We start from the raw sequence: 18,906 nt of genomic DNA on the forward strand, positions 1-18,906 counted from the left end.
GACCTTCGGACGTTTCAAGACCTACCCAGACGTTCGTTCGTACGGCAAGACGGCCCGGACGCTGTATCCGCCGCCTGATTTCGGTCCGGCGGTCACTTTGCCTCCGTGCAGCTTGGCTCGCTCGGCCATTCCGATCAGTCCCTGTCCGCCTGGTGACGATTCGACCAGCGCGGCGCTGCCGCCTCGTCCGTCGTCGGTGATACCGAGAACGAGTTCGGTTTCAGCCCATGTCATCTCGACGCTCGCCTGTGCTCCAGGCCCCGCATGTTTGAGAACGTTCGTCAGCGATTCCTGCACGATGCGATACGCCGTCAACCCCGCACCCGCAGAGAGTTCGCGTGGTTCCCCGGTCACGCTGACGGCGATGTCGAGTCCGCTGCTGCGTAACTCGTGGAAGAGACTGTCGATGTCGCCGGCGCCCGGGATCACCGAGAAATCACGGGGCGTGTCCTCACGCAGGACGGACAGCAGCGATCGCATGTCGGTCAACGCTTGGCGGCCGGTGGAGGCAATTGTTTCGAGTGCCTGAATTGCAGCCTGAGGATCCTTGGCCGCGCTGTAGCGTCCACCGTCGGCCTGAGCGATGACAACGGTCAACGAATGCGCGACGATGTCGTGCATCTCGCGCGCAATCCTCGAGCGTTCGCTGATCGTCGCGATTTCCGCTTCCTGCGCACGCTCGAGTTCGAGCAACCGTGCGCGCTCGGTCAGACCTTCCAATTGTTTGGTACGAACTCGACGCAAATCACCGAACGCCCAGACCGCGAGCATGAAGATCATGACGGCCACGGACTGCATGACCTGCGAGGACATCGGGATTCCGTCGTAGCCGAAGTATCGAACAGTCCCGGCAATCGAGCCGAGCAACGCGAGCACCAGCCCGGTGAGTGAACTCCACCGAGCACCATAGGCGGCCAGCGCGTACAGGGAGATGGGGACGACAACGGCCGATGCGAGCAGTGTGTTGCCGATGAAGATCACGTGTAGAACTGCGAACCCTGCGATCACCATGCCGGAGAGTTCGGGGCGCGAGCGTCGCCACGCCAACGGAACGGTCATACCCAGCGAGATGAACACCGCCAGCGGACTCGCCTCGACCGCCACGACAACGCTGAACAGTGCGGCAACCGTCGCAATGCAGATGTCCACACCGCGAGCATGATCCGCGCTCCAACGGACGAAGCGCTCACTAGTCGGAAAACGAGCCATGCCGCCAAGAGTAGCTTTTACTGACGAGCTTTCACTCAGGTGCGGTAACCGCCGTCTTCGAGACCGGCCTCGATTTCGAAGCGGTTGCGCGGCCCGCGATGACGCAGTTCCTCACGCAGGTACAGCAACCCGAATATGATTCCGTACCTGGCCCATTGGTCTGCATGAACGGCCTCGTGACGAAGGACGGATCGAGTCGTGTTCCGCCGCGTGAGATACACACCACCGAGAGTTGTTCCCCCTCTGGCGAACCCGCTGAGCAGCCCGGAAGCGACGAAGATCCCGGACTCGTCGTCGAAGCGGATGTCCGCGCCGAGAATCCTGGCGTACAGCAGGGCGACGCGTGTGACGAACGCGGACTGCGCGCTGCCCCGACTCGCTCGGATCAGCGGCAGCCCGCGTCGTGCACACACGAGAAGATCAGCCCAGCAGTTTTTCGCGGAGCGCCTTGTCCTTGTCGAGCACCATCGACTCGAGGCTCTCCTGGAACGCCACCATCCGCTGCTGCAGTGCGGGATCCGAAGCACCGAGAATCCGAGCAGCCAGCAGACCGGCGTTGCGAGCGCCACCGATCGAGACCGTCGCCACCGGGACGCCGGCCGGCATCTGCACGATCGAGAGCAGCGAATCCATACCGTCGAGGTACTTGAGCGGCACCGGAACACCGATGACGGGCAACGGCGTGGCCGAGGCAACCATGCCCGGAAGATGCGCGGCGCCACCGGCACCGGCGATGATGACCTTGATTCCGCGGCCGGAAGCTTCCTTGGCGTAGTCGAGCATCCGCTGAGGCGTGCGGTGCGCCGAGACGACACCGACCTCGAAGCGGATACCGAACTCGGCCAAAGCTTCGGCTGCAGCTTCCATGGTCGGCCAATCCGAATCGCTGCCCATGATCAGGCCGACCTGCGCGCTCTCACTCACCGTGTACATCCCATCCGTCGGTCCAAACTGCGTACGAAAGCCAATGTGCTGCACGCTCGGCGCGTTCCCGAACTGCGGCAACGTAATTCGGATCGTCGATGGATCCGGCGCCGCCCACGATGTTGACGTGTCCGATCTTGCGATCCTTGCGCTCACCCTTGCCGTACAGGTGGATCTTCGCGTCAGGCATCCGCGCGAACAGGTGATGGACGCGCTCGTCCATCGTCATCTCGGGAGCTTCCGGCGCACCGAGAACGTTGGCCATCACGGTGACCGGCGCGATCGGCGAGGTGTCGCCGAGCGGGTAGTCGAGAACTGCACGCAGATGCTGTTCGAACTGAGAGGTGCGTGCGCCGTCCATCGTCCAGTGACCGGAGTTGTGCGGGCGCATGGCCAGCTCGTTGACCACGAGAGTGCCGTCAGTCGTCTCGAAGAGTTCGACGGCCATCGAGCCGACAACACCGAGCTCCGACGCGATGCGCAGCGCCAACTGTTCAGCTTCCTCGGCAACGGCACTCGAAAGCTCGGGGGCAGGTGCGATCACGACGGCACACTGGCCGTTGCGCTGAACCGTTTCCACGACCGGCCACGTAGCGCCCTGTCCGAACGGCGACCGCGCCACCATGGCGGACAGCTCCCGACGCATCGAGACCATTTCCTCGACGATCAGCGGAACACCCTTGTTCAGCTGCTCGGTGACGATGGCTTCTGCTTCGTCCTGATCGTCGGTGATCCAGACGCCGCGGCCGTCGTAGCCTCCGCGTGTTGCCTTGATGACGAGCGGCCAACCGTGTTCGGAGCCGAAACGCACGACGTCTTCCGCCCACGTCACTTCGGCGTACGCGGGTACGGGTGCGCCCAGTTCGGCAAGTTTGCGACGCATGAGCAGTTTGTCCTGAGCGAAGATCAGAGCCTGCGGCGGCGGCTGAACGTTCACGCCTTCGGCAACAAGAACCTCGAGGTGCTCGGTCGGCACGTGCTCGTGGTCGAAGGTCAGTGCATTGGAACCGACCGCTGCACGGCGGAGAGCATCGAGGTCGGTGTGGCTGCCGAGCACGACGTCGGGGCTGACCTGAGCTGCCGGCTCGTCCGAAGTCCCGGAGAGCACTCGGAGCGTCTGGCCCAGGGCCACCGCCGCCTGGTGAGTCATCCTGGCCAACTGTCCGCCACCGATCATGGTGACGACGGGCATGGATGCTTTTGCCGGTCGAGGGGTGGTCGGGCGGGCGGGGATCTGCGCGGGATCGTTGTTGCCGGTCACGGCTCTCTATGTTGTCATGTGCCGCGTTCGCCCGTTCATTCAGCGTTCCCAATCTGTGATTCTGCTGATGAATCCGCGGCAAATTGGTGGTAACGCGGTTTCGTTTCGTAAACTCATCTGTTGTGCCATTTGTCGACGGGGTCATTGCCCGCATACCCCAACCGTTTCGTGACATCGCTCTGCGTCACAGCGAGCTGATCAAATTCGCGATCGTCGGCGGAACGACCTTCCTCATCGACTCGGGCATCTTCTACACACTCAAGCTGTCGATCCTCGAATCCAAGCCGATCACGGCCAAGATCATCGCCGGCGTCGTCGCGGTGATCGCGTCGTACATTCTCAACCGCGAGTGGTCGTTCAAGAACCGTGGTGGCCGTGAACCAGCGCACGAAGCTGCGCTGTTCTTCATCATCAGCGCTATCGGTGTCGTCATCAGCTTCATCCCGCTGTACATCTCCAGTTACGTCTTCAACCTGCGCGTACCCGAAGTCAGCCTGGCGACGGAGAACATCGCCGACTTCATCAGTGCATATGTCATCGGCAACCTGCTGCAGATGGCGTTCCGATTCTGGGCCTTCCGCAAGTTCGTGTTTCCCGACGAGAATCCGGAACCGCTCGAGCTGTCCGACACCACAGGATTGTCCGAAACCACAGCGTTATCCGAAACCACGGCGCCTGACCCGGTAATTCCTGATGCCGAAGAGGAGCTCGGGCACTCCTGAGTTTTCCGTCTGCGCCGACCTTTCGGTCAGCGCGGTTCGCGGTGCGGAACGACGTCCGCGGTCGGCGCCGTGTTGGCCACCGGCAGGAAGACGGCGAACAAGGCAGGCTTACGCCTCTGCAGTTCCAGGCGGCCCCCGTCGGCTTCGATCAGTGCACGTGCGAGCGCCAACCCGACGCCGGTGGACCCCGCCCCCGAAAATCCTCTGTCGAAGATGTGCGGCGCCAGATCGTTCTCCACACCGGAGCCTTCGTCGGTGACCTCGACGCACACCATCGAGTCACGGCGAGACGAACTGCGACCCGTACCGTCGATCAATCGCACCGACACCGTGCACGTGCCTTCACCGTGTTCGAACGAATTGTCGACCAGAACGGAAACAGCTTCACGCAGACGCGAACCTGTGGTCGCAGCCATCACCGTGCGATCGCCGCGTAGGCGCAGCCTGCGTCCCTCTCCGTCGAACTGAGCCTGCCAGTCGCGAGTCACCTGTTCCAGCTCGCCGACTACCGACACCAGACTCGCCGATGACCCACTGGTGCGCGACGAGCGAATCAGGTCGTCGATTCCGTCGGTGAGCCTGTCCACTTGCGCCATGGCTTCCTCGGCCTCGTTCACGACGTCAGGATCTTCGTGAACGGACAACTCGTCCAGGCGCAGCCGCACTGCAGTCAGTCGACTGCGCAGTTGATGCGAGACGTCCGCAACCAGCGCGCGCTCTCGTTGCAGCCGCACCGAAATCTCCACGGTTGCCGCATCGAGGACGTCGGACACGCGGTCGAGTTCGGGGATGTCGTGCCGACGAGGATCCGGCCGGAAGTCGCCTTCGGCGAGGCGCGCCGCCCGGTCGGCCACATCCTGCAGCGGATCGGCAAGCCGACGCGCAGTGACCACAGCAACCACGGTGCCTGCCGTGATGGACAGAAGCACGAGCACGCCGACAGCCATCACCGCCTGTTTCTGCTGGGTGCGCAGGTTCTCCGACGGCACCTCGAGGCGCAACGAGCCGGACGTTCCCATCGCGAGCGATTCGACGAGTGCGTTCTTGACCGTCGCCTCACCGACGTCGACGCGTGCAGCGCCGTCGACGACGGTCGGATACACGACGACGAGGCGCCCGTCGTTCGGGGTGAGAACCTTGAGCGAATCTGTGTTCAACGCACCTTCGACGAGTCCGTTCGTCCCCTCTTGCGCGATGACCTCAGCGGCCATCCGGTCGAGGCGCACCCGGAGATCACTTCGCGTCACGTCCTCCACCCAGAGCCACGCCGTGTAGATCAGCGGAACCCCCAGCAGCAACGCCGTCATGATCACGACAGCGAGAATCGACTGCAATATGCGACGCCGCATGCCGGCAGTTCCTGATTCTCGAGAAGTTAGTCGGTGTTGATTCGGAAACCGACACCGCGGACGGTGGCAATCCTGCGTTCCACGGCGGGGCCCTCGTCGCCGATCTTGCGGCGCAGCCACGACATGTGCATGTCGAGCGTCTTCGATCCACGAAGCTCGACGTCGCCCCACACCTCACGAAGGATCGTATCGCGCGAGACCACTTCCCCGGCGTGCTCGAGGAGGACCCGCAGAAGCTCGTATTCCTTGTTGGCCAAGGCGATTTCGGAGCCGTTGACGAGTACGCGTCGTGCCGCGGGCTCGAGCCTGATGCCACCGACCTCGACGATCGTGTCCTCGCGGCCACCGTGGCGACGCAGGAGTGCTCGCACACGTGCCATCAACTCGGCGAGACGAAACGGCTTGCTGACGTAGTCGTCGGCGCCCGCGTCCAACCCGACCACGAAGTCGACTTCGTCGGTCCTGGCGGTCAACATCAGCACGGCGAGCGAGGTGCGATGCGCACGAATCTGTCGGCAGACCTCGAGGCCGTCCATGCCCGGAAGGCCGAGATCGAGAATCAACAGGTCGAAATCACCTTCGAGCGCCTGCTGCAACGCAGCGGGTCCGGTCGGTTCGACCGTCACCGAATACCCTTCACGCCCCAAGGCGCGGGAAAGGGGTGCAGCAATGGCCTCGTCGTCTTCGGCTAGCAATACGGCAGTCACACGAACAGACTACGGACAACACGCCTTTGCACGTTGATTACCAGCCATTTCGATCGTTCGGGTCGTCGTTTTCACCTGACGGCCACTGCGGTGCCTGCGATGGTGGCTGCTGCATGGAATCGAAAACCTGGTGATACAGCAGGGCGTGAACGTGCTCGACGTCAGGAATGTCGTCGAACTCGAGCGGATCGTCACTGGCAGATGCGATGACCAGAGTTCCGGTCTTGAGCATTCGATCGATCAGGCCGTGACGGAACTGAACATTGCTGATCCGTCCCATGGGAATGTCGATACCCGTGTGCGTGAGCACTCCGTGGCGGATGAGCACTCGCCGATCGGTGACGATGAAATGCGTGAACTTCCAGACCGTGAACGGCGCAACCGATCGCCAGGCCACGACACCGAGCCAGATGATTCCGACGGCAATGGACGACACGGTGCGAGCCGTGCCGTCCAATCTCGTCTGTGCGAGGCCCAACAAGAAACCGGCGACGGCCGTCGCAAGTACGAACGTCAGCGCCGGAAGCACCAACATCTTCCAATGAGGATGGCGATGCAGTATCAGTTCCTCGTCCTGAGCGAGGGCGTCTTCGGGATATCCCATGACGGGAAGTCTGCCACCCCGCACCGACTTTCAGACATACCGACTTTCAGGCACACCGACTTTCAGGCACACCCGCCTTCAGGGCAACGCTCAGGGCTGCGCGATCTTTCGCAGCACCAACGGGGTCACGACGATGATGATGCCGTACAGCACCATCCACACGCCGACCACGATGCGGAAGACGTCGAGCGAGAGTTCGGGCTGCAGAAGGACGATTGCACCCGCGACGATGCTGATGACTCCGAGCACGATCGACAGACCGCGATCGACGGTGTGCCCGGACGCCGCGTCGACCAGATCGAGAACGCCACGGAATACCCACCAGGCACCGATCACCAACGCGATCAGAACCACCGTCTGCAAAGGGCTACGGAGAACCAAGAATCCGAGGAGCACTGCCAACGCGCCGGAGATCGCGACGAGCGTGCGAGTTCCACCCGAAGCCGTCACGTCCGCGAACGAACGGATGATCTGAACGATTCCGAATCCGAACAGCTGGATCGCAATGACAACCGCGACCACGAACAGGGTGGCATCCGGCCACGCGAGTACCGCGATACCCAGGCCCAATGTGAGGACACCGAGCAGCACCGTCACGCCGGTGAGTACGCGGCGAGCGCTCTCGGCCGTCTCGGCTTCGGTCGGAACAACGATCGGTGTGGTCATGACGCCCCTAGGCAGCTCGGTAAATCCCGCAGTTGAGTGAAATGAAGGACGGACGGTTGGTTCGAAAACCGGTCCGGGCCAAAAATTAGCACTTTGGTGCCAGAAAATCCGGCAACGTTCACGATTCGGTGACCGGGGCGGCGCGAAGGTGCGTGATATCACCTGCTGCGACCGCAAAGGTCTCCCCATCTGTTCCCTCGATTTCGATGACGACGCGTCCGGAAGTGTCGACGTCGGTCGCGATACCGAACACCTCCTTGTCGCCCGGCAAAACCGCGCGGACTCGTTTGCCCAGCGTCCCGCAGCGCTGCCGGTATTCGGCAGCCAACACAGATGTATCCCATTTCGACGATTCCCAAGCACGGAATTGCGTCGCCAATTCACGGGCGATTGCGCGAACGAGAGTGTCGCGGTCGACAGTCGATGCTTCTTCGATCAGCAGTGACGTAGCGGTCGGGACGGGCAGCTCCTCGACGCCGAGGCTCACGTTCAGCCCGATCCCCACCACCACCGCGGGATCGGGCGCCGTCCTCGCCACCTCGGCCAGAATGCCGGCGACCTTCTTGTCACCGATGAGAACGTCGTTCGGCCACTTGAGTTCTGCGGGCACTTCGGCCACGTTGCGCAGCGCGTCGACGACCGCGATTCCCGACAGTAGCGGGAGCCAACCCATGTCCGCGAGATTCATTCCGGGCATCGACAGCAGAACCGACATCGAGATCTGCGCTTGCGGCGGACTCACCCACGTGCGCGAATGACGGCCACGGGCACTCGCCTGATATTCGGCGATCAGAACGTGACGGTCGGCATCCGGATCTGCCGCTCGCGCAAGGAGATCCGCGTTCGTCGAACCGGTCTCCTCGACAACGTCGAGGCGGTTCCAGAAAACGCGCGCGTCGTCGTTGTCACTGCGCACGAGTGCGCGTCGTAGGGCATTGCCGTCGAGGGGCGGTCGGTTCAAGTCGGTCCACATAGCCCCAGCCTATGACGACGGCGAGAATGTACTGGTCAGTAGCTTGAGCCTGCAAGACAGCGACAATCGGACCTGCCTTCGAAGCCCCCCACGCACTCTCGTTAAGCTCACGTCCATGACCACTGTCCAAGAGCCGAACGCGCCGGAGGCGGCGGCCGCACCCGATATCCACACGACCGCGGGAAAGCTCGCGGACCTGCGGAATCGCCAAGCCCAGGCGCAGGCACCGAGCGGCGAAGCCGCCATCGACAAGGTGCACGCCAAAGGCAAGCTGACCGCCCGCGAGCGCATCACCGCCCTCCTCGACGAGGGCTCCTTCGTCGAACTCGACGCACTGGCACGGCACCGAAGTGTGAACTTCGGTCTCGCTGACAACCGCCCGGTCGGCGACGGCGTCGTCACCGGTTACGGCACCATCGACGGCCGCGACGTCTGTGTCTTCTCACAGGACGCCACCGTTTTCGGCGGATCGCTCGGCGAAATCTACGGTGAGAAGATCGTCAAGGTCATGGACCTCGCGATCCGCACCGGACGGCCCCTCGTCGGCATCAACGAAGGTGCAGGCGCGCGCATTCAGGAAGGCGTCGTCTCGCTCGGCCTCTACGGCGAGATCTTCCACCGCAACGTCCAGGCCTCGGGTGTCATCCCCCAGATCTCACTGATCATGGGACCCGCCGCCGGCGGCCACGTGTACTCCCCCGCACTGACCGACTTCGTCGTGATGGTCGACGAGACCTCCCAGATGTTCGTCACCGGCCCCGACGTCATCAAGACGGTCACCGGTGAAGACGTCACGATGGAAGACCTCGGCGGTGCTCGCACCCACATGGTCAAGTCCGGCGTCGCCCACTACGTCGCTTCCGGCGAGCAGGACGCACTCGACTACGTCAAGGACCTGCTCAGCTACCTGCCGTCCAACAACCAGGCAGCGGCTCCCCGCGGCGAGATCACCGACCCCATCGTCGGTTCGATCGAAGACAGCCTGACCGCCGAGGACATCGAACTCGACACCCTCATCCCGGACTCGGCCAACCAGCCGTACGACATGCACGAGGTCATCCGTCGCATCCTCGACGACGACGAGTTCCTCGAGGTCCAGGCCGAGCGCGCGATGAATATCATCGTCGGTTTCGGTCGCGTCGACGGACGCTCGGTCGGCATCGTCGCCAACCAGCCCACCCAGTTCGCGGGCTGCCTCGACATCGACGCCTCGGAGAAGGCCGCTCGCTTCGTGCGTACCTGCGACGCGTTCAACGTCCCGATCATCACCCTCGTCGACGTTCCCGGCTTCCTCCCCGGAACCGAGCAGGAATACAACGGCATCATCCGCCGCGGCGCGAAGCTCCTCTACGCATACGGAGAAGCAACGGTCGGCAAGATCACGGTCATCACCCGCAAGGCTTACGGCGGAGCGTACGACGTCATGGGCTCCAAGCACATGGGCGCCGACGTGAACCTGGCATGGCCGACCGCTCAGATCGCCGTCATGGGTGCATCCGGAGCAGTCGGATTCGTCTACCGCAAGCAGCTTCTCGAAGCCGCGAAGAACGGCGAAGACGTCGATGCACTGCGCCTCAAGCTGCAGAACGAGTACGAGGACACACTCGTCAACCCGTACGTCGCCGCTGAGCGCGGATACGTCGACGCTGTCATTCCTCCGTCGCACACCCGCGGACAAATCGTTTCCGCATTGCGACTGCTAGAGCGCAAGGCCGTTTCCCTTCCGCCCAAGAAGCATGGGAACATTCCCCTATGACCGCAACCACCGAGGACATTCTCAGCGAAGATGTCGCACTGGCGGAGACTGCACCGACCAACGGTGCGGTCGTCGAGGGAACCGCGACGGATGCTTCGCTCACGGAGCTGACCGAGACGTCGACCTCCGACGCGTCGGTCATCAAGATCGTCAAGGGTTCGCCCACCGACGTCGAGATCGCGGCACTGGTCAGCGTGCTTGCTGCGGCTGCCGGCAGCGGTCAAGCTCCCGAGTCGAACGTTCCCGCGGAGACCTGGGGCGATCCGACTCAGTTCCACCGCACGCGTGCGCCGTTCTCGCCGTACGCGTACCTGAACCCCGCGATCCGTCGCAGCTGACGATCACTCTGCTGACGTGACTCAACTGGTTCTAGCTTCAGCGTCCCCGGCTCGCCTCGCAGTTCTGCGGGCGGCCGGGGTTTCGCCGCTTGTGCGTGTCTCCGGCGTCGACGAGGACAAGATCGCCGACAACCTCGGACCCGACGCCGCCCCCGAAAAAGTCGTGACGGTACTGGCGGAGGCCAAGGCCGCCGAGATCGTTCCCGGTCTTGCCGCCGACAATCTCACCGACGTAGTCGTTGTCGGGTGCGATTCGATGCTCCTGATCGACGGGCAACTTCAAGGCAAGCCAGGCAGCGTCGATATCGCCCGTAAGCGATGGGCCGCAATGGCCGGACGCAGCGCCACTCTCTTGACCGGGCACTGTGTCCTACGCGTCGCCGACGGCCGCATCGTCCGCATGGCCTCGGATCACAGCGCAACAGTGGTTCATTTCGCGCAACCGTCCACCGAGGATCTCGAGGCATACCTGGCAACGGGCGAGCCGCTCCAAGTCGCCGGAGCATTCACGCTCGACAGTCTCGGCGGCTGGTTCGTGGAGAGAATCGAGGGTGATCCCTCGAGTGTCATCGGTATCGGATTACCTTTGGTACGAACACTTCTCGAGCGTGTCGGGGTTTCCGTCTCGGATCTCTGGCGCACGCAGAGCATCTTCTGACGCGTTTTCTCCAAGCACGTTTTCTCCAAGCACGTTTTCTCCAAGCACCACTGACCAGCCCCGCATCGGGTCCATGCCGATGCGAAGCTGGTCGTTTTTGTTGTCACCGAAAAGGTTTGACCCTTCAGGTTTTGAAGGTGGTGTTCGCCGGCCGCGGGTGCTGCTGCGGGTCGATCGAGGGCGGCGGAATGAACCACGGTTTGTTGTCGACACCGATCCGGATATCCCATTTCCCGACGAACCCGGATTTCCGGTGCATCAACCGGTGATGCGAACGGCACAGCAGGACCAGGTTGCTCATCACCGTCGGGCCGCCGTTCGCCCAGTGCCGGATATGGTGCGCATCAGTCCACGCGGGCACACACGTGCAGCCGGGGAACGCGCAGCCTTTGTCTCGGGCAATCAACGCCACTCGCTGCTCCGCGGTGACCACCCGTTTCCCGGGTTTCGCATCCAACGGCGCGCCGTGATCGTCGAGCAGCACGGTGGACAGGAAACAATCACACCCGAGAAGCCTGGTCTGCGACACCGACAGCGGTCCCAGCCAGGGCATGTGCCCGACATCAAGATCGGACAGCTCCAGTGAGCCGTCATCACCCGAATCCGAAGACTGTGCGGCACAATCCCGATGCTCCGCCAAATCACGAGCATTGATGTGCACATTCACATGCGGACGCTGACCACCATCGGTACCGGTCTTGGCGCAGTCCAGATAGCGGCGGATCAGTTCGGTGAACCCGTCAGCCGTGCGTTTCGCCGCCGACCGAGCATCCGGCGTCCCGTCCGGTGCCGGGGTCGGCATCGTCAGATTCGACAACGCCGACAACAGCATTTCGCCGGTGAGGGCGTCGAAATCACCGCGCACCACCACCCGACCGTTCAATGTCGACGCGATCCGCAACTCGTTCCGGTCGACGTCTTCGGCGGGTGGAATCTCATCCGATTCGAACAACCGCTCCAAGGTCGCGATCACGTTCCGCACCTTCGTGGTCGTGGACTCGACACCGGATGCAGCAGCCAACAGTAGGTCGATGCACTTCGGTAGCGCCTCCTCCGGCATGCCTTTCGGTGGTGATTCGCAGAACGCCACGATCAACACGGCATGATCGAACGAGCAATTCCCGCCATCGAACCGAGCCGCCACCGCCGGAAGCGACCGCAAAGCCGCACCTAACGCGGCGATCTTCTTCCCGTCCCGAACCTGCAGCATCGTGTTGGCCGCCAACCACGCACCGACCCCGCGGCTGGCGATCACCTGATCATCCGGGCGCATCGAGAGTTCGTCGACCACGGCCACACGAACCGCCTCGAGGCGCAGAATCTCAGCACTCGCCTCGACAGCAGCAGCACGCAACTCAGCAGCAGACAACTGCCACAACCGTCCGCGTAACCCCACCGCAGAACCAGACACCACATCCGACAACAAGACACTCATTGAATCCCCCGATCCCCTGCATACAGGGTACTCGAACACCCGTTCGAGTCAAGGGCAATTTTCAGACCGGCGAATTGACCCGCGGCAGAGCAGTCGACGCCAATCCGATACCGAGCGCAATTGCTGCGATGATCGCGAGCACACGGCGCTGCGCTTGGAGAAATGCTTCGCCGGCCGCCGCGCGAGTCGATGCGTACGCGGCATCAACTGCCACCTGAACGGATTGACCCCCGGCACCGGCGGAGCCGTCCCGGCGACATTCCGGCGCCACCTCCATCGGTGTTCCGGATGCCAATTGGCTTGTTGCGCAATCGACAAAGGCCTTTTCGGCGATGTCGATCAGGCCGGGACCAACGCCGGCAGCTTCAAGGTTCGCAACGTACTCGGGCCGCTCCCCCTGCACTGCTTGCGGAGCTTGCCCCGCGACGAGCGAGAAGAACACCACTCCGATCAAGGCCAGTCCGATGGAGCTGCCAACCTGCTGAACGGTAGGAAGCAGTCCCGACACCGAACCCGCGTGCGCGGGTTCGACCGTCGCAAGGATCGCGGTTTGCAGTGGTGCCACGAACAGTCCGAGACCTGCGCCACCGAGAAGCAGCGGACCGGCGAGCGCGAGCCAGCGTGGATCGGTTCCTTCGCGTTCGAGGATGATCGACAGCGCGATCAGCGAGCCGGCAAAGACGACCATCCCCAGGATCAGAACACGGTTTCCGAGCATCCGGTACACCGCCGATGAGAGAACCGCCGCCACGCCCATTCCGACGGCCCACGGCAGCGTCATGACGCCCGCTCGCAATGCGGAGAACCCGAAGCCGAACTGAAGGGTGAGACTGATGGTGAAGATCAAGGAAGTCAGGGTTCCGAAGAAAACGAACGCAAGAACCGCGCCGATTGTGAAGGCTCGGTCGCGGAAAAGCTCGAGACGAAGGACCGGATCGCCGCCTCGTTTCGCCAAACGCGATTCGTAGAGCACAAACGCCACTGCCACCGGCGCCGACATCGCGAGCATTACGACAAGACCTGTGGGCCATCCGCGCGCCCTTCCCTCGGCCAGGGGAAGGATCAGCAGGAACAGCGCCAGTGATGACAGTGCGGCGCCGATGAGGTCCAGTGAGCGCACATGCTCAGCGCGAGCATCGACGAGATGGAAATATCCGAGAATCAAGGCGGCGATGCCGATCGGGATGTTGACGAAGAAGATCAGGCGCCAGCCCCAGTCGAACAGATTCCACTCGATCAGCAGCCCGCCGATCAGAGGCCCACTGACCGTTGCGAGCCCGATGGTCGCACCGTAGATCCCGAAGACTCGCGGATGCCTGGCCTTCGGAAACAGACCCGAGATGATGGCGAACGTCTGGGCGGACATCGAACCGGCCGCCAATCCTTGCAGACCCCGGAAGACGATCAACATCGTCGCGCTCTGCGCGAGCCCGCACAGCAACGAGGCAACCACGAATACGGACAGGGCGGTCAGAAAAACAACTCTACGGCCGAACAGGTCCCCCAGCCGCGCTGCAGTGATCAACGAACACGCGAAAGCCAGGATGTACACGCTGACCATGAGCAACTGCGCCGATACGCCTGCTTGAAGATCGACGGCGATACTCGGAAGCGCGACGTTGACGATGGTCGCGTCGAGCAATTGCATGAATGCCGCCGCCAGACTCGTCGCCAACCCGAGCCAGGGCGTCAGAGAACCAGCTCGCCGCCCGCCCTTGTGGTCGGCGCCGACAGCGTCACCTAAAGGGTCCGGAAGCACCGAATGATCCTAATCGAACACAACGCTTCTAGAACCTGTTCTTGTTTAGATTGTAGTATTTCGGACAATTCAGTCCCCCAGATGGGATAGTTCGTCGTCTGCCCATTTTCAGAGCAGGCTTCTCGACGACACACGCAGGAGTTCTACTCGATGGATCTGAACTTGATCACCCATTGGCACCCGCTTCCTGGGCGGGTAATCGAATGGGGCGTCACGCATGCTTCCGCTCAACGAGCCGCCGAAGCCGAGATCGACCGAGAACTACCCCCGACCACGATGCAGGATCGCCACCTGCGACGCGCCCGCGTCACCGCAGAGAAGGGCGATCCGCAGTCTCCGTGGATCGGTATCGCCTTCGATTTCGCAGGAACACTGGACCGCGACGCCATGACGCGAGCACTTCAGCGCTACATCCGTCGCCACGACACGCTGCACAGCTGGTTCTCGTTCGACGAAGCAACCACCGACGCTGCGGACACCTCGTTCGAGGTCCGTCGACACGTGGTGCCGGTCGAAAGCATCGAACTCGAGTACCGCGTCGGCGACGACGTCTCCGAATCCGAGGCGATCCGCGCGCTCGTCGCGACCAAGTTCGCCACCGAAACCAGCGCGCTGCAGTGGCCGGCATTCGTGTTCGGTGCCGTCGAGCACCACCATGCCGACCTCGAAGCCGATCCGAGCTTCACCCTGTTCCATGCAGTCGACCACGCCCATTCGGACATGAACTCGATGGTGCTGATGTACGCAGAATTGCGTCAGCTCTACGCCGCGGAAACGACCGGATCGCATCCCGAGCTCGGGCCGGCCGGAAGTTACGCACAGTTCGGTCGCGTCGAACGCGAGCGAACAACCGAACTGACGATGCAGTCACCCGAAGTGCACCAGTGGCTCGGTTACCTCATGCGCAGCGGCGGCTCGTTCCCCGGATTTCCGCTCCCACTCGGGGCCGAAGACGCGCCCAAACCGGCTATCGGTTCACGCTTCGACCTGGCCGACGACATCGAGTGCGAGAAGTTCGGTGCGGTTTGTAAAGCCAACGGCGCCAACTTCATCGGCGGAATGTTCACCGCGCTCGCGATTGCGGAATTCGAACTCGCCGGACGCGACAAGTACATCGCCCTCTCGCCGGTCAGCACACGAACCGAGGCCGACTCGTTTGCGCAGGGCTGGTACATCAACCTGATCCCGGTCGGCATCGACGTCGACGACAAGCGACGCTTCACCGAGTTGGCAAAGCTCGGGCAGCAGGGGTACCACGACGGCAAGGCACTCCTCGATGTCTCTGTGCAGCAGGTCATCGATCTGGTTCTGTCGAGCTTGGCCGAGTCGGATTCCGCACCCGGCGGACTGTCGAAGACGCTCACCCCGCCGCCGATCGTCTCGTACATCGACGGCCGACGCATGCCGGATCCATACAGTTACGCCGAGACGAAGGCAACGGGAATCGTCGGCGGCAAAGAGACTCAGATCGCGTCGATGTGGATCAACCGGATGCACACCGGAACCTGGATCGCCGTGTCTCACCCCGACACCCCCATTGCCCACGAATCGGCCACCCGCTTCGCCGAGCATGTCTCGAAGATCATCAAAACTGTTGCAGCTCAAGGCGACTACTCGTTCGTGGCACCAGAGGGAGTGGCCTGATGCATGTCACCTCGATCGATCGATACGGACTCGACCCCGGAATCGTCACCGAATGGTCGCTTCAGCCCGCGGACGGCGCCGTCACCGAGTCGGAAGTACCACCGTCGTACAACCAGCATTTTCACCTCGAGACTGCGCGAACACACGGCATGGGCCGGAGTGTGTGGATGGCAGCCGCATTCGACCTTCCCGGAGAACTGAATCGGCCTGCACTCGATCTCGCGCTGCGCCTGTTCATCAGTCGCCATGACACTCTGCACACAGGATTCGAGGTGGGCGAGTTCACCACCACCCGAATGGGACTCGATCCAGACGGCACACACATCGAGACTTCGGAACCTCTGAAATTCGATTCGACCGAAGACCTCCGAGCGCATCTCAAGAAGCGATTCACGACGGTATGCGATCCACTGACCTTCCCTGCATACACGTTTGCCACGGTCGAACGCGAAGAGCATTACACGGTCCTGAGCGCGTTCGATCACACACTCGTCGACGGCTACTCGTTGGTCATCGCTCTCGGGGAACTGCGACAGATCTACGAGGGACTGATCGCCCTACCCGACCTGACCGACCACGAGGCCGTCGACGCAGTGATGAGCCGACTGGGTGACCCGGGAAGTTTCGTGCGGTACTGCGAACTGGAGGCAGACGCTCTGCTTCCCGTCGACAACGACCCTCGAATCCGAGAGTGGGCAAGGTTCTACGAGATCTGCGGCGGCACATCACCGAGTTTCCCCTTGGATCTCGGCGTCGAGGGCGGAAAGCCCGCGCCGCAGGGCGCCGATGTGCGCGTGCTGCTCGACGAGGAATTGACTGCGACGTTCGACGAGATCTGCCTATCCGCCGGCGGTAGCGTGTTCACCGGAATCCTCACTGCGATGGGACTTTCCGTCCACTCGTACACCGGGCAGTCGACGCTTCCGCTGCAATTTCCGCTTCACATTCGCAAAGATCCGCGTTGGGCCGACGCGATCGGCTGGCTCACCACCAGCGCGCCGATCACGGTCCAGATCACTCCCGACGCGGATTTCGGTGCATCCCTTGCACATACGCACGCGTCGTTCCGAGTTGCGTTGACGCTCGAGGGCGTCACCATGGCCCAGGTTCGAGATGCTTTGGGCGACAAGATTCGACGCACGCGCACCGACGTCTTCATGGTGTCGTACATCGATTACCGCAAACTACCCGGCACAGACGATCATGATCTCCTCAACGCCCATCACATCAGCAATGTGACGGTCGCCGACGATGCCCAGTTCTGGATTTCGCGAACGAACCGTGGTCTCTCGCTGCGTTCACGCTTTCCCGACACCGAGACGGCAAACGACACCATGGTGAATTTCCTCACCGAACTCGACCGGATTCTGAGAGAGGTCTGCGCCCGGGGCGTGACGCCGATCGGAAGTGTCACCGAACAATTGAGAGATTCGAGCGTCGGAGCAGGAACACCGAGGATTTAGGGTCGGCAACGGGCACGAGCAGGCAGAACCTGCTTCCGGGCGTCTCACCTTGCGCACAGCGCATAGAATCGATCAAGTCCGTGTTCGAACCGAACGATTCGTCTTCAGGAGTACGCCCGTGCCCGTTGCCCCCGATCCCTCAACCGCGTTTGCCGAGTTCGCGCATCCCGACCGGTTGGTCTCGACGGAATGGCTCTCGGCGAATCTCGGTGCGCCGGGCCTCAAGGTTGTCGAATCCGACGAAGACGTGTTGTTGTACGACGTCGGCCACATCCCCGGAGCCGTGAAGATCGACTGGCATCTCGACCTCAACGATCCGGTCACCCGCGACTACATCGACGGTGCGAAGTTCGCAGAGTTGATGAACCGCAAGGGCATCGGCCGCGACGACACCGTGGTCATCTACGGCGACAAGAGCAACTGGTGGGCGGCCTACGCACTGTGGGTCTTCACTCTTTTCGGCCACGAGGACGTCCGTCTTCTCGACGGTGGCCGCGATGCGTGGATCGCCGAGAACCGCGACACCGCTTTCGACGTTCCCGACATCACGTCAACGGATTACCCGGTCGTCGAGCGCAACGACGCTCCCATTCGCGCATTCAAGGACGACGTTCTCGCGCACTTGGGCGACGGGCCGCTCATCGACGTGCGATCTCCGCAGGAGTACACCGGCGAGCGCACCCACATGCCCGACTACCCCGAAGAGGGTGCGTTGCGTGGTGGACACATTCCCAGCGCGCTCAGCATCCCGTGGGCGAAGGCAGCGGCACCGGACAGCCGCTTCCGCACCCGTACCGAACTCGGCGAGATCTACGGCGACCTGTCTGCCGACGACAACATCGTCGCGTACTGCCGCATCGGTGAGCGTTCCAGTCACACCTGGTTCGTGTTGACTCATCTTCTCGGCTACCCGAACGTTCGTAACTACGACGGTTCATGGACCGAGTGGGGCAATGCCGTGCGCGTCCCGATCGTCCAGGGCGAAGAGCCCGGAGCCGTTCCTTCCTCCGTATCGGCGTCATGAGCGCTCTTCCTTCGGCTCTGGCCGAGATCGTCGACGACTTCGCGGCCGTCGGCGCCTCGGACAAGCTCACCCTTCTTCTCGAGTTCAGCCGAGAGTTGCCGCCGTTGCCGGCGGAGCTCGAGCAGAGCGCGATGGAGCCGGTCCCCGAATGTCAGTCGCCGCTCTTCCTCTCGGTCGACGATTCGGATCGCGACAACGTCCGTCTGTACTTCAGCGCTCCCCCCGAGGCTCCCACGACGCGTGGTTTCGCATCGATCCTCGCGCAGGGGCTCGACGGCCACAGCGCCGACGAGATCCTCGGTGTACCCGACGACTTCTATTCGGCGCTCGGTCTCGCAGAAGCCGTGAGCCCGCTCCGTCTGCGCGGAATGTCGGCCATGCTCGCGCGCATCAAGCGGCACTTGCGGGGCTGAA

General features: G+C 62.7%; 19 protein-coding genes. 8 read left to right on the forward strand and 11 right to left on the reverse strand.

The window, feature by feature from the left end:
* Window positions 1-21: 21 nt before the first annotated feature.
* The 4 genes from ATN37_RS12875 to ATN37_RS12890 are packed head-to-tail and all read right to left on the reverse strand — an operon-like array spanning window position 22 to window position 3,325.
* Window positions 22-1,209: a sensor histidine kinase gene (locus ATN37_RS12875; protein ID WP_075832839.1), complete on the reverse strand. Its 1,188-nt coding sequence runs from the start codon at window positions 1,207-1,209 to the stop codon at window positions 22-24.
* Between the two features lie 35 nt (window positions 1,210-1,244).
* Window positions 1,245-1,622 (reverse strand): hypothetical protein, encoded by a 378-nt coding sequence (locus ATN37_RS12880; RefSeq protein WP_075832837.1) that lies wholly within the window; start codon window positions 1,620-1,622, stop codon window positions 1,245-1,247.
* A 7-nt stretch (window positions 1,623-1,629) separates the two neighbouring features.
* The gene (gene purE / locus ATN37_RS12885; RefSeq protein WP_039973205.1) at window positions 1,630-2,142 is read right to left on the reverse strand and encodes a 5-(carboxyamino)imidazole ribonucleotide mutase; all 513 of its coding nucleotides are present in this window, start codon (window positions 2,140-2,142) and stop codon (window positions 1,630-1,632) included.
* Window positions 2,126-3,325 (reverse strand): 5-(carboxyamino)imidazole ribonucleotide synthase, encoded by a 1,200-nt coding sequence (locus ATN37_RS12890; protein WP_256933273.1) that lies wholly within the window; start codon window positions 3,323-3,325, stop codon window positions 2,126-2,128. The genes purE and ATN37_RS12890 overlap by 17 nt, the downstream gene beginning before the upstream one ends.
* A 191-nt stretch (window positions 3,326-3,516) precedes the next feature.
* Here ATN37_RS12890 and ATN37_RS12895 point away from each other — a divergent pair, with 191 nt between their 5' ends.
* A complete protein-coding gene (locus ATN37_RS12895; protein ID WP_007731156.1) occupies window positions 3,517-4,116 on the forward strand; it encodes a GtrA family protein in 600 nt (199 codons plus the stop codon).
* 26 nt (window positions 4,117-4,142) lie between these two features.
* On the opposite strand, the gene ATN37_RS12900 is transcribed toward ATN37_RS12895, so the two are convergent.
* The 5 genes from ATN37_RS12900 to ATN37_RS12920 all read right to left on the reverse strand — a co-directional run bounded on the left by ATN37_RS12900 (window position 4,143) and on the right by ATN37_RS12920 (window position 8,415).
* A complete protein-coding gene (locus ATN37_RS12900; RefSeq protein WP_007731154.1) occupies window positions 4,143-5,465 on the reverse strand; it encodes a HAMP domain-containing sensor histidine kinase in 1,323 nt (440 codons plus the stop codon).
* A 26-nt stretch (window positions 5,466-5,491) separates the two neighbouring features.
* On the reverse strand, window positions 5,492-6,172 hold the full coding sequence (locus ATN37_RS12905) for a response regulator transcription factor (RefSeq protein ID WP_003940916.1): 681 nt from the start codon (window positions 6,170-6,172) through the stop codon (window positions 5,492-5,494).
* A gap of 37 nt (window positions 6,173-6,209) precedes the next feature.
* Entirely contained in the window at window positions 6,210-6,776 is a 567-nt protein-coding gene (locus ATN37_RS12910; RefSeq protein WP_003941034.1) for a PH domain-containing protein, read from the reverse strand.
* A gap of 90 nt (window positions 6,777-6,866) precedes the next feature.
* Entirely contained in the window at window positions 6,867-7,442 is a 576-nt protein-coding gene (locus tag ATN37_RS12915) for an HdeD family acid-resistance protein (RefSeq protein WP_003941007.1), read from the reverse strand.
* Between the two features lie 118 nt (window positions 7,443-7,560).
* Entirely contained in the window at window positions 7,561-8,415 is an 855-nt protein-coding gene (locus ATN37_RS12920) for a biotin--[acetyl-CoA-carboxylase] ligase (protein WP_003940755.1), read from the reverse strand.
* A 115-nt stretch (window positions 8,416-8,530) separates the two neighbouring features.
* Between ATN37_RS12920 and ATN37_RS12925 the strand changes: the two genes are divergently transcribed.
* Genes ATN37_RS12925 through ATN37_RS12935 form a run of 3 tightly spaced genes read left to right on the forward strand, consistent with a single transcriptional unit; the run spans window position 8,531 to window position 11,167 of the window.
* Window positions 8,531-10,171: an acyl-CoA carboxylase subunit beta gene (locus tag ATN37_RS12925; protein WP_003940853.1), complete on the forward strand. Its 1,641-nt coding sequence runs from the start codon at window positions 8,531-8,533 to the stop codon at window positions 10,169-10,171.
* Window positions 10,168-10,509: an acyl-CoA carboxylase subunit epsilon gene (locus ATN37_RS12930; RefSeq protein WP_007731147.1), complete on the forward strand. Its 342-nt coding sequence runs from the start codon at window positions 10,168-10,170 to the stop codon at window positions 10,507-10,509. The genes ATN37_RS12925 and ATN37_RS12930 overlap by 4 nt, the downstream gene beginning before the upstream one ends.
* Before the next feature lie 16 nt (window positions 10,510-10,525).
* On the forward strand, window positions 10,526-11,167 hold the full coding sequence (locus ATN37_RS12935; protein WP_007731146.1) for a nucleoside triphosphate pyrophosphatase: 642 nt from the start codon (window positions 10,526-10,528) through the stop codon (window positions 11,165-11,167).
* A 124-nt stretch (window positions 11,168-11,291) separates the two neighbouring features.
* On the opposite strand, the gene ATN37_RS12940 is transcribed toward ATN37_RS12935, so the two are convergent.
* A complete protein-coding gene (locus tag ATN37_RS12940) occupies window positions 11,292-12,602 on the reverse strand; it encodes an HNH endonuclease signature motif containing protein (protein ID WP_218695217.1) in 1,311 nt (436 codons plus the stop codon).
* Window positions 12,603-12,663: 61 nt separating this feature from the next.
* Window positions 12,664-14,361, reverse strand: a complete 1,698-nt coding sequence (locus ATN37_RS12945) for an MFS transporter (protein WP_003940674.1) — start codon at window positions 14,359-14,361, stop codon at window positions 12,664-12,666.
* A gap of 150 nt (window positions 14,362-14,511) precedes the next feature.
* On the opposite strand from ATN37_RS12945, the gene ATN37_RS12950 reads away from it, so the two are divergent.
* From ATN37_RS12950 to ATN37_RS12965, 4 genes are all read left to right on the forward strand, one after another.
* Window positions 14,512-16,005, forward strand: coding sequence for a condensation domain-containing protein (locus tag ATN37_RS12950; RefSeq protein WP_042449584.1), 1,494 nt, complete (start codon window positions 14,512-14,514; stop codon window positions 16,003-16,005).
* Complete coding sequence (locus ATN37_RS12955; protein WP_050654892.1) at window positions 16,005-17,468, forward strand: condensation domain-containing protein; 1,464 nt, start codon at window positions 16,005-16,007, stop codon at window positions 17,466-17,468. Before ATN37_RS12950 ends, ATN37_RS12955 begins: the two co-directional genes overlap by 1 nt.
* 118 nt (window positions 17,469-17,586) lie before the next feature.
* Window positions 17,587-18,492: a sulfurtransferase gene (locus ATN37_RS12960; RefSeq protein ID WP_003940962.1), complete on the forward strand. Its 906-nt coding sequence runs from the start codon at window positions 17,587-17,589 to the stop codon at window positions 18,490-18,492.
* Window positions 18,489-18,905 (forward strand): SufE family protein, encoded by a 417-nt coding sequence (locus ATN37_RS12965; protein WP_003940804.1) that lies wholly within the window; start codon window positions 18,489-18,491, stop codon window positions 18,903-18,905. Before ATN37_RS12960 ends, ATN37_RS12965 begins: the two co-directional genes overlap by 4 nt.
* Window position 18,906 lies beyond the last annotated feature (1 nt).

The organism is Rhodococcus sp. MH15 (assembly GCF_019266045.1).
Taxonomy (GTDB): Bacteria; Actinomycetota; Actinomycetes; order Mycobacteriales; family Mycobacteriaceae; genus Rhodococcus_F; species Rhodococcus_F qingshengii.

What these genes read in the sequence shown, in the direction of transcription:
- ATN37_RS12875 (WP_075832839.1), bottom strand. Translation starts at nt 1,209, where the DNA reads ATGGCTCGTTTTCCGACTAGTGAGCGCTTCGTCCGTTGGAGCGCGGAT.
- purE (WP_039973205.1), bottom strand. Translation starts at nt 2,142, where the DNA reads ATGTACACGGTGAGTGAGAGCGCGCAGGTCGGCCTGATCATGGGCAGC.
- ATN37_RS12890 (WP_256933273.1), bottom strand. Translation starts at nt 3,325, where the DNA reads ATGCCCGTCGTCACCATGATCGGTGGCGGACAGTTGGCCAGGATGACT.
- ATN37_RS12900 (WP_007731154.1), bottom strand. Translation starts at nt 5,465, where the DNA reads ATGCGGCGTCGCATATTGCAGTCGATTCTCGCTGTCGTGATCATGACG.
- ATN37_RS12910 (WP_003941034.1), bottom strand. Translation starts at nt 6,776, where the DNA reads ATGGGATATCCCGAAGACGCCCTCGCTCAGGACGAGGAACTGATACTG.
- ATN37_RS12915 (WP_003941007.1), bottom strand. Translation starts at nt 7,442, where the DNA reads ATGACCACACCGATCGTTGTTCCGACCGAAGCCGAGACGGCCGAGAGC.
- ATN37_RS12920 (WP_003940755.1), bottom strand. Translation starts at nt 8,415, where the DNA reads ATGTGGACCGACTTGAACCGACCGCCCCTCGACGGCAATGCCCTACGA.
- ATN37_RS12925 (WP_003940853.1), top strand. Translation starts at nt 8,531, where the DNA reads ATGACCACTGTCCAAGAGCCGAACGCGCCGGAGGCGGCGGCCGCACCC.
- ATN37_RS12930 (WP_007731147.1), top strand. Translation starts at nt 10,168, where the DNA reads ATGACCGCAACCACCGAGGACATTCTCAGCGAAGATGTCGCACTGGCG.
- ATN37_RS12940 (WP_218695217.1), bottom strand. Translation starts at nt 12,602, where the DNA reads ATGAGTGTCTTGTTGTCGGATGTGGTGTCTGGTTCTGCGGTGGGGTTA.
- ATN37_RS12950 (WP_042449584.1), top strand. Translation starts at nt 14,512, where the DNA reads ATGGATCTGAACTTGATCACCCATTGGCACCCGCTTCCTGGGCGGGTA.
- ATN37_RS12955 (WP_050654892.1), top strand. Translation starts at nt 16,005, where the DNA reads ATGCATGTCACCTCGATCGATCGATACGGACTCGACCCCGGAATCGTC.
- ATN37_RS12965 (WP_003940804.1), top strand. Translation starts at nt 18,489, where the DNA reads ATGAGCGCTCTTCCTTCGGCTCTGGCCGAGATCGTCGACGACTTCGCG.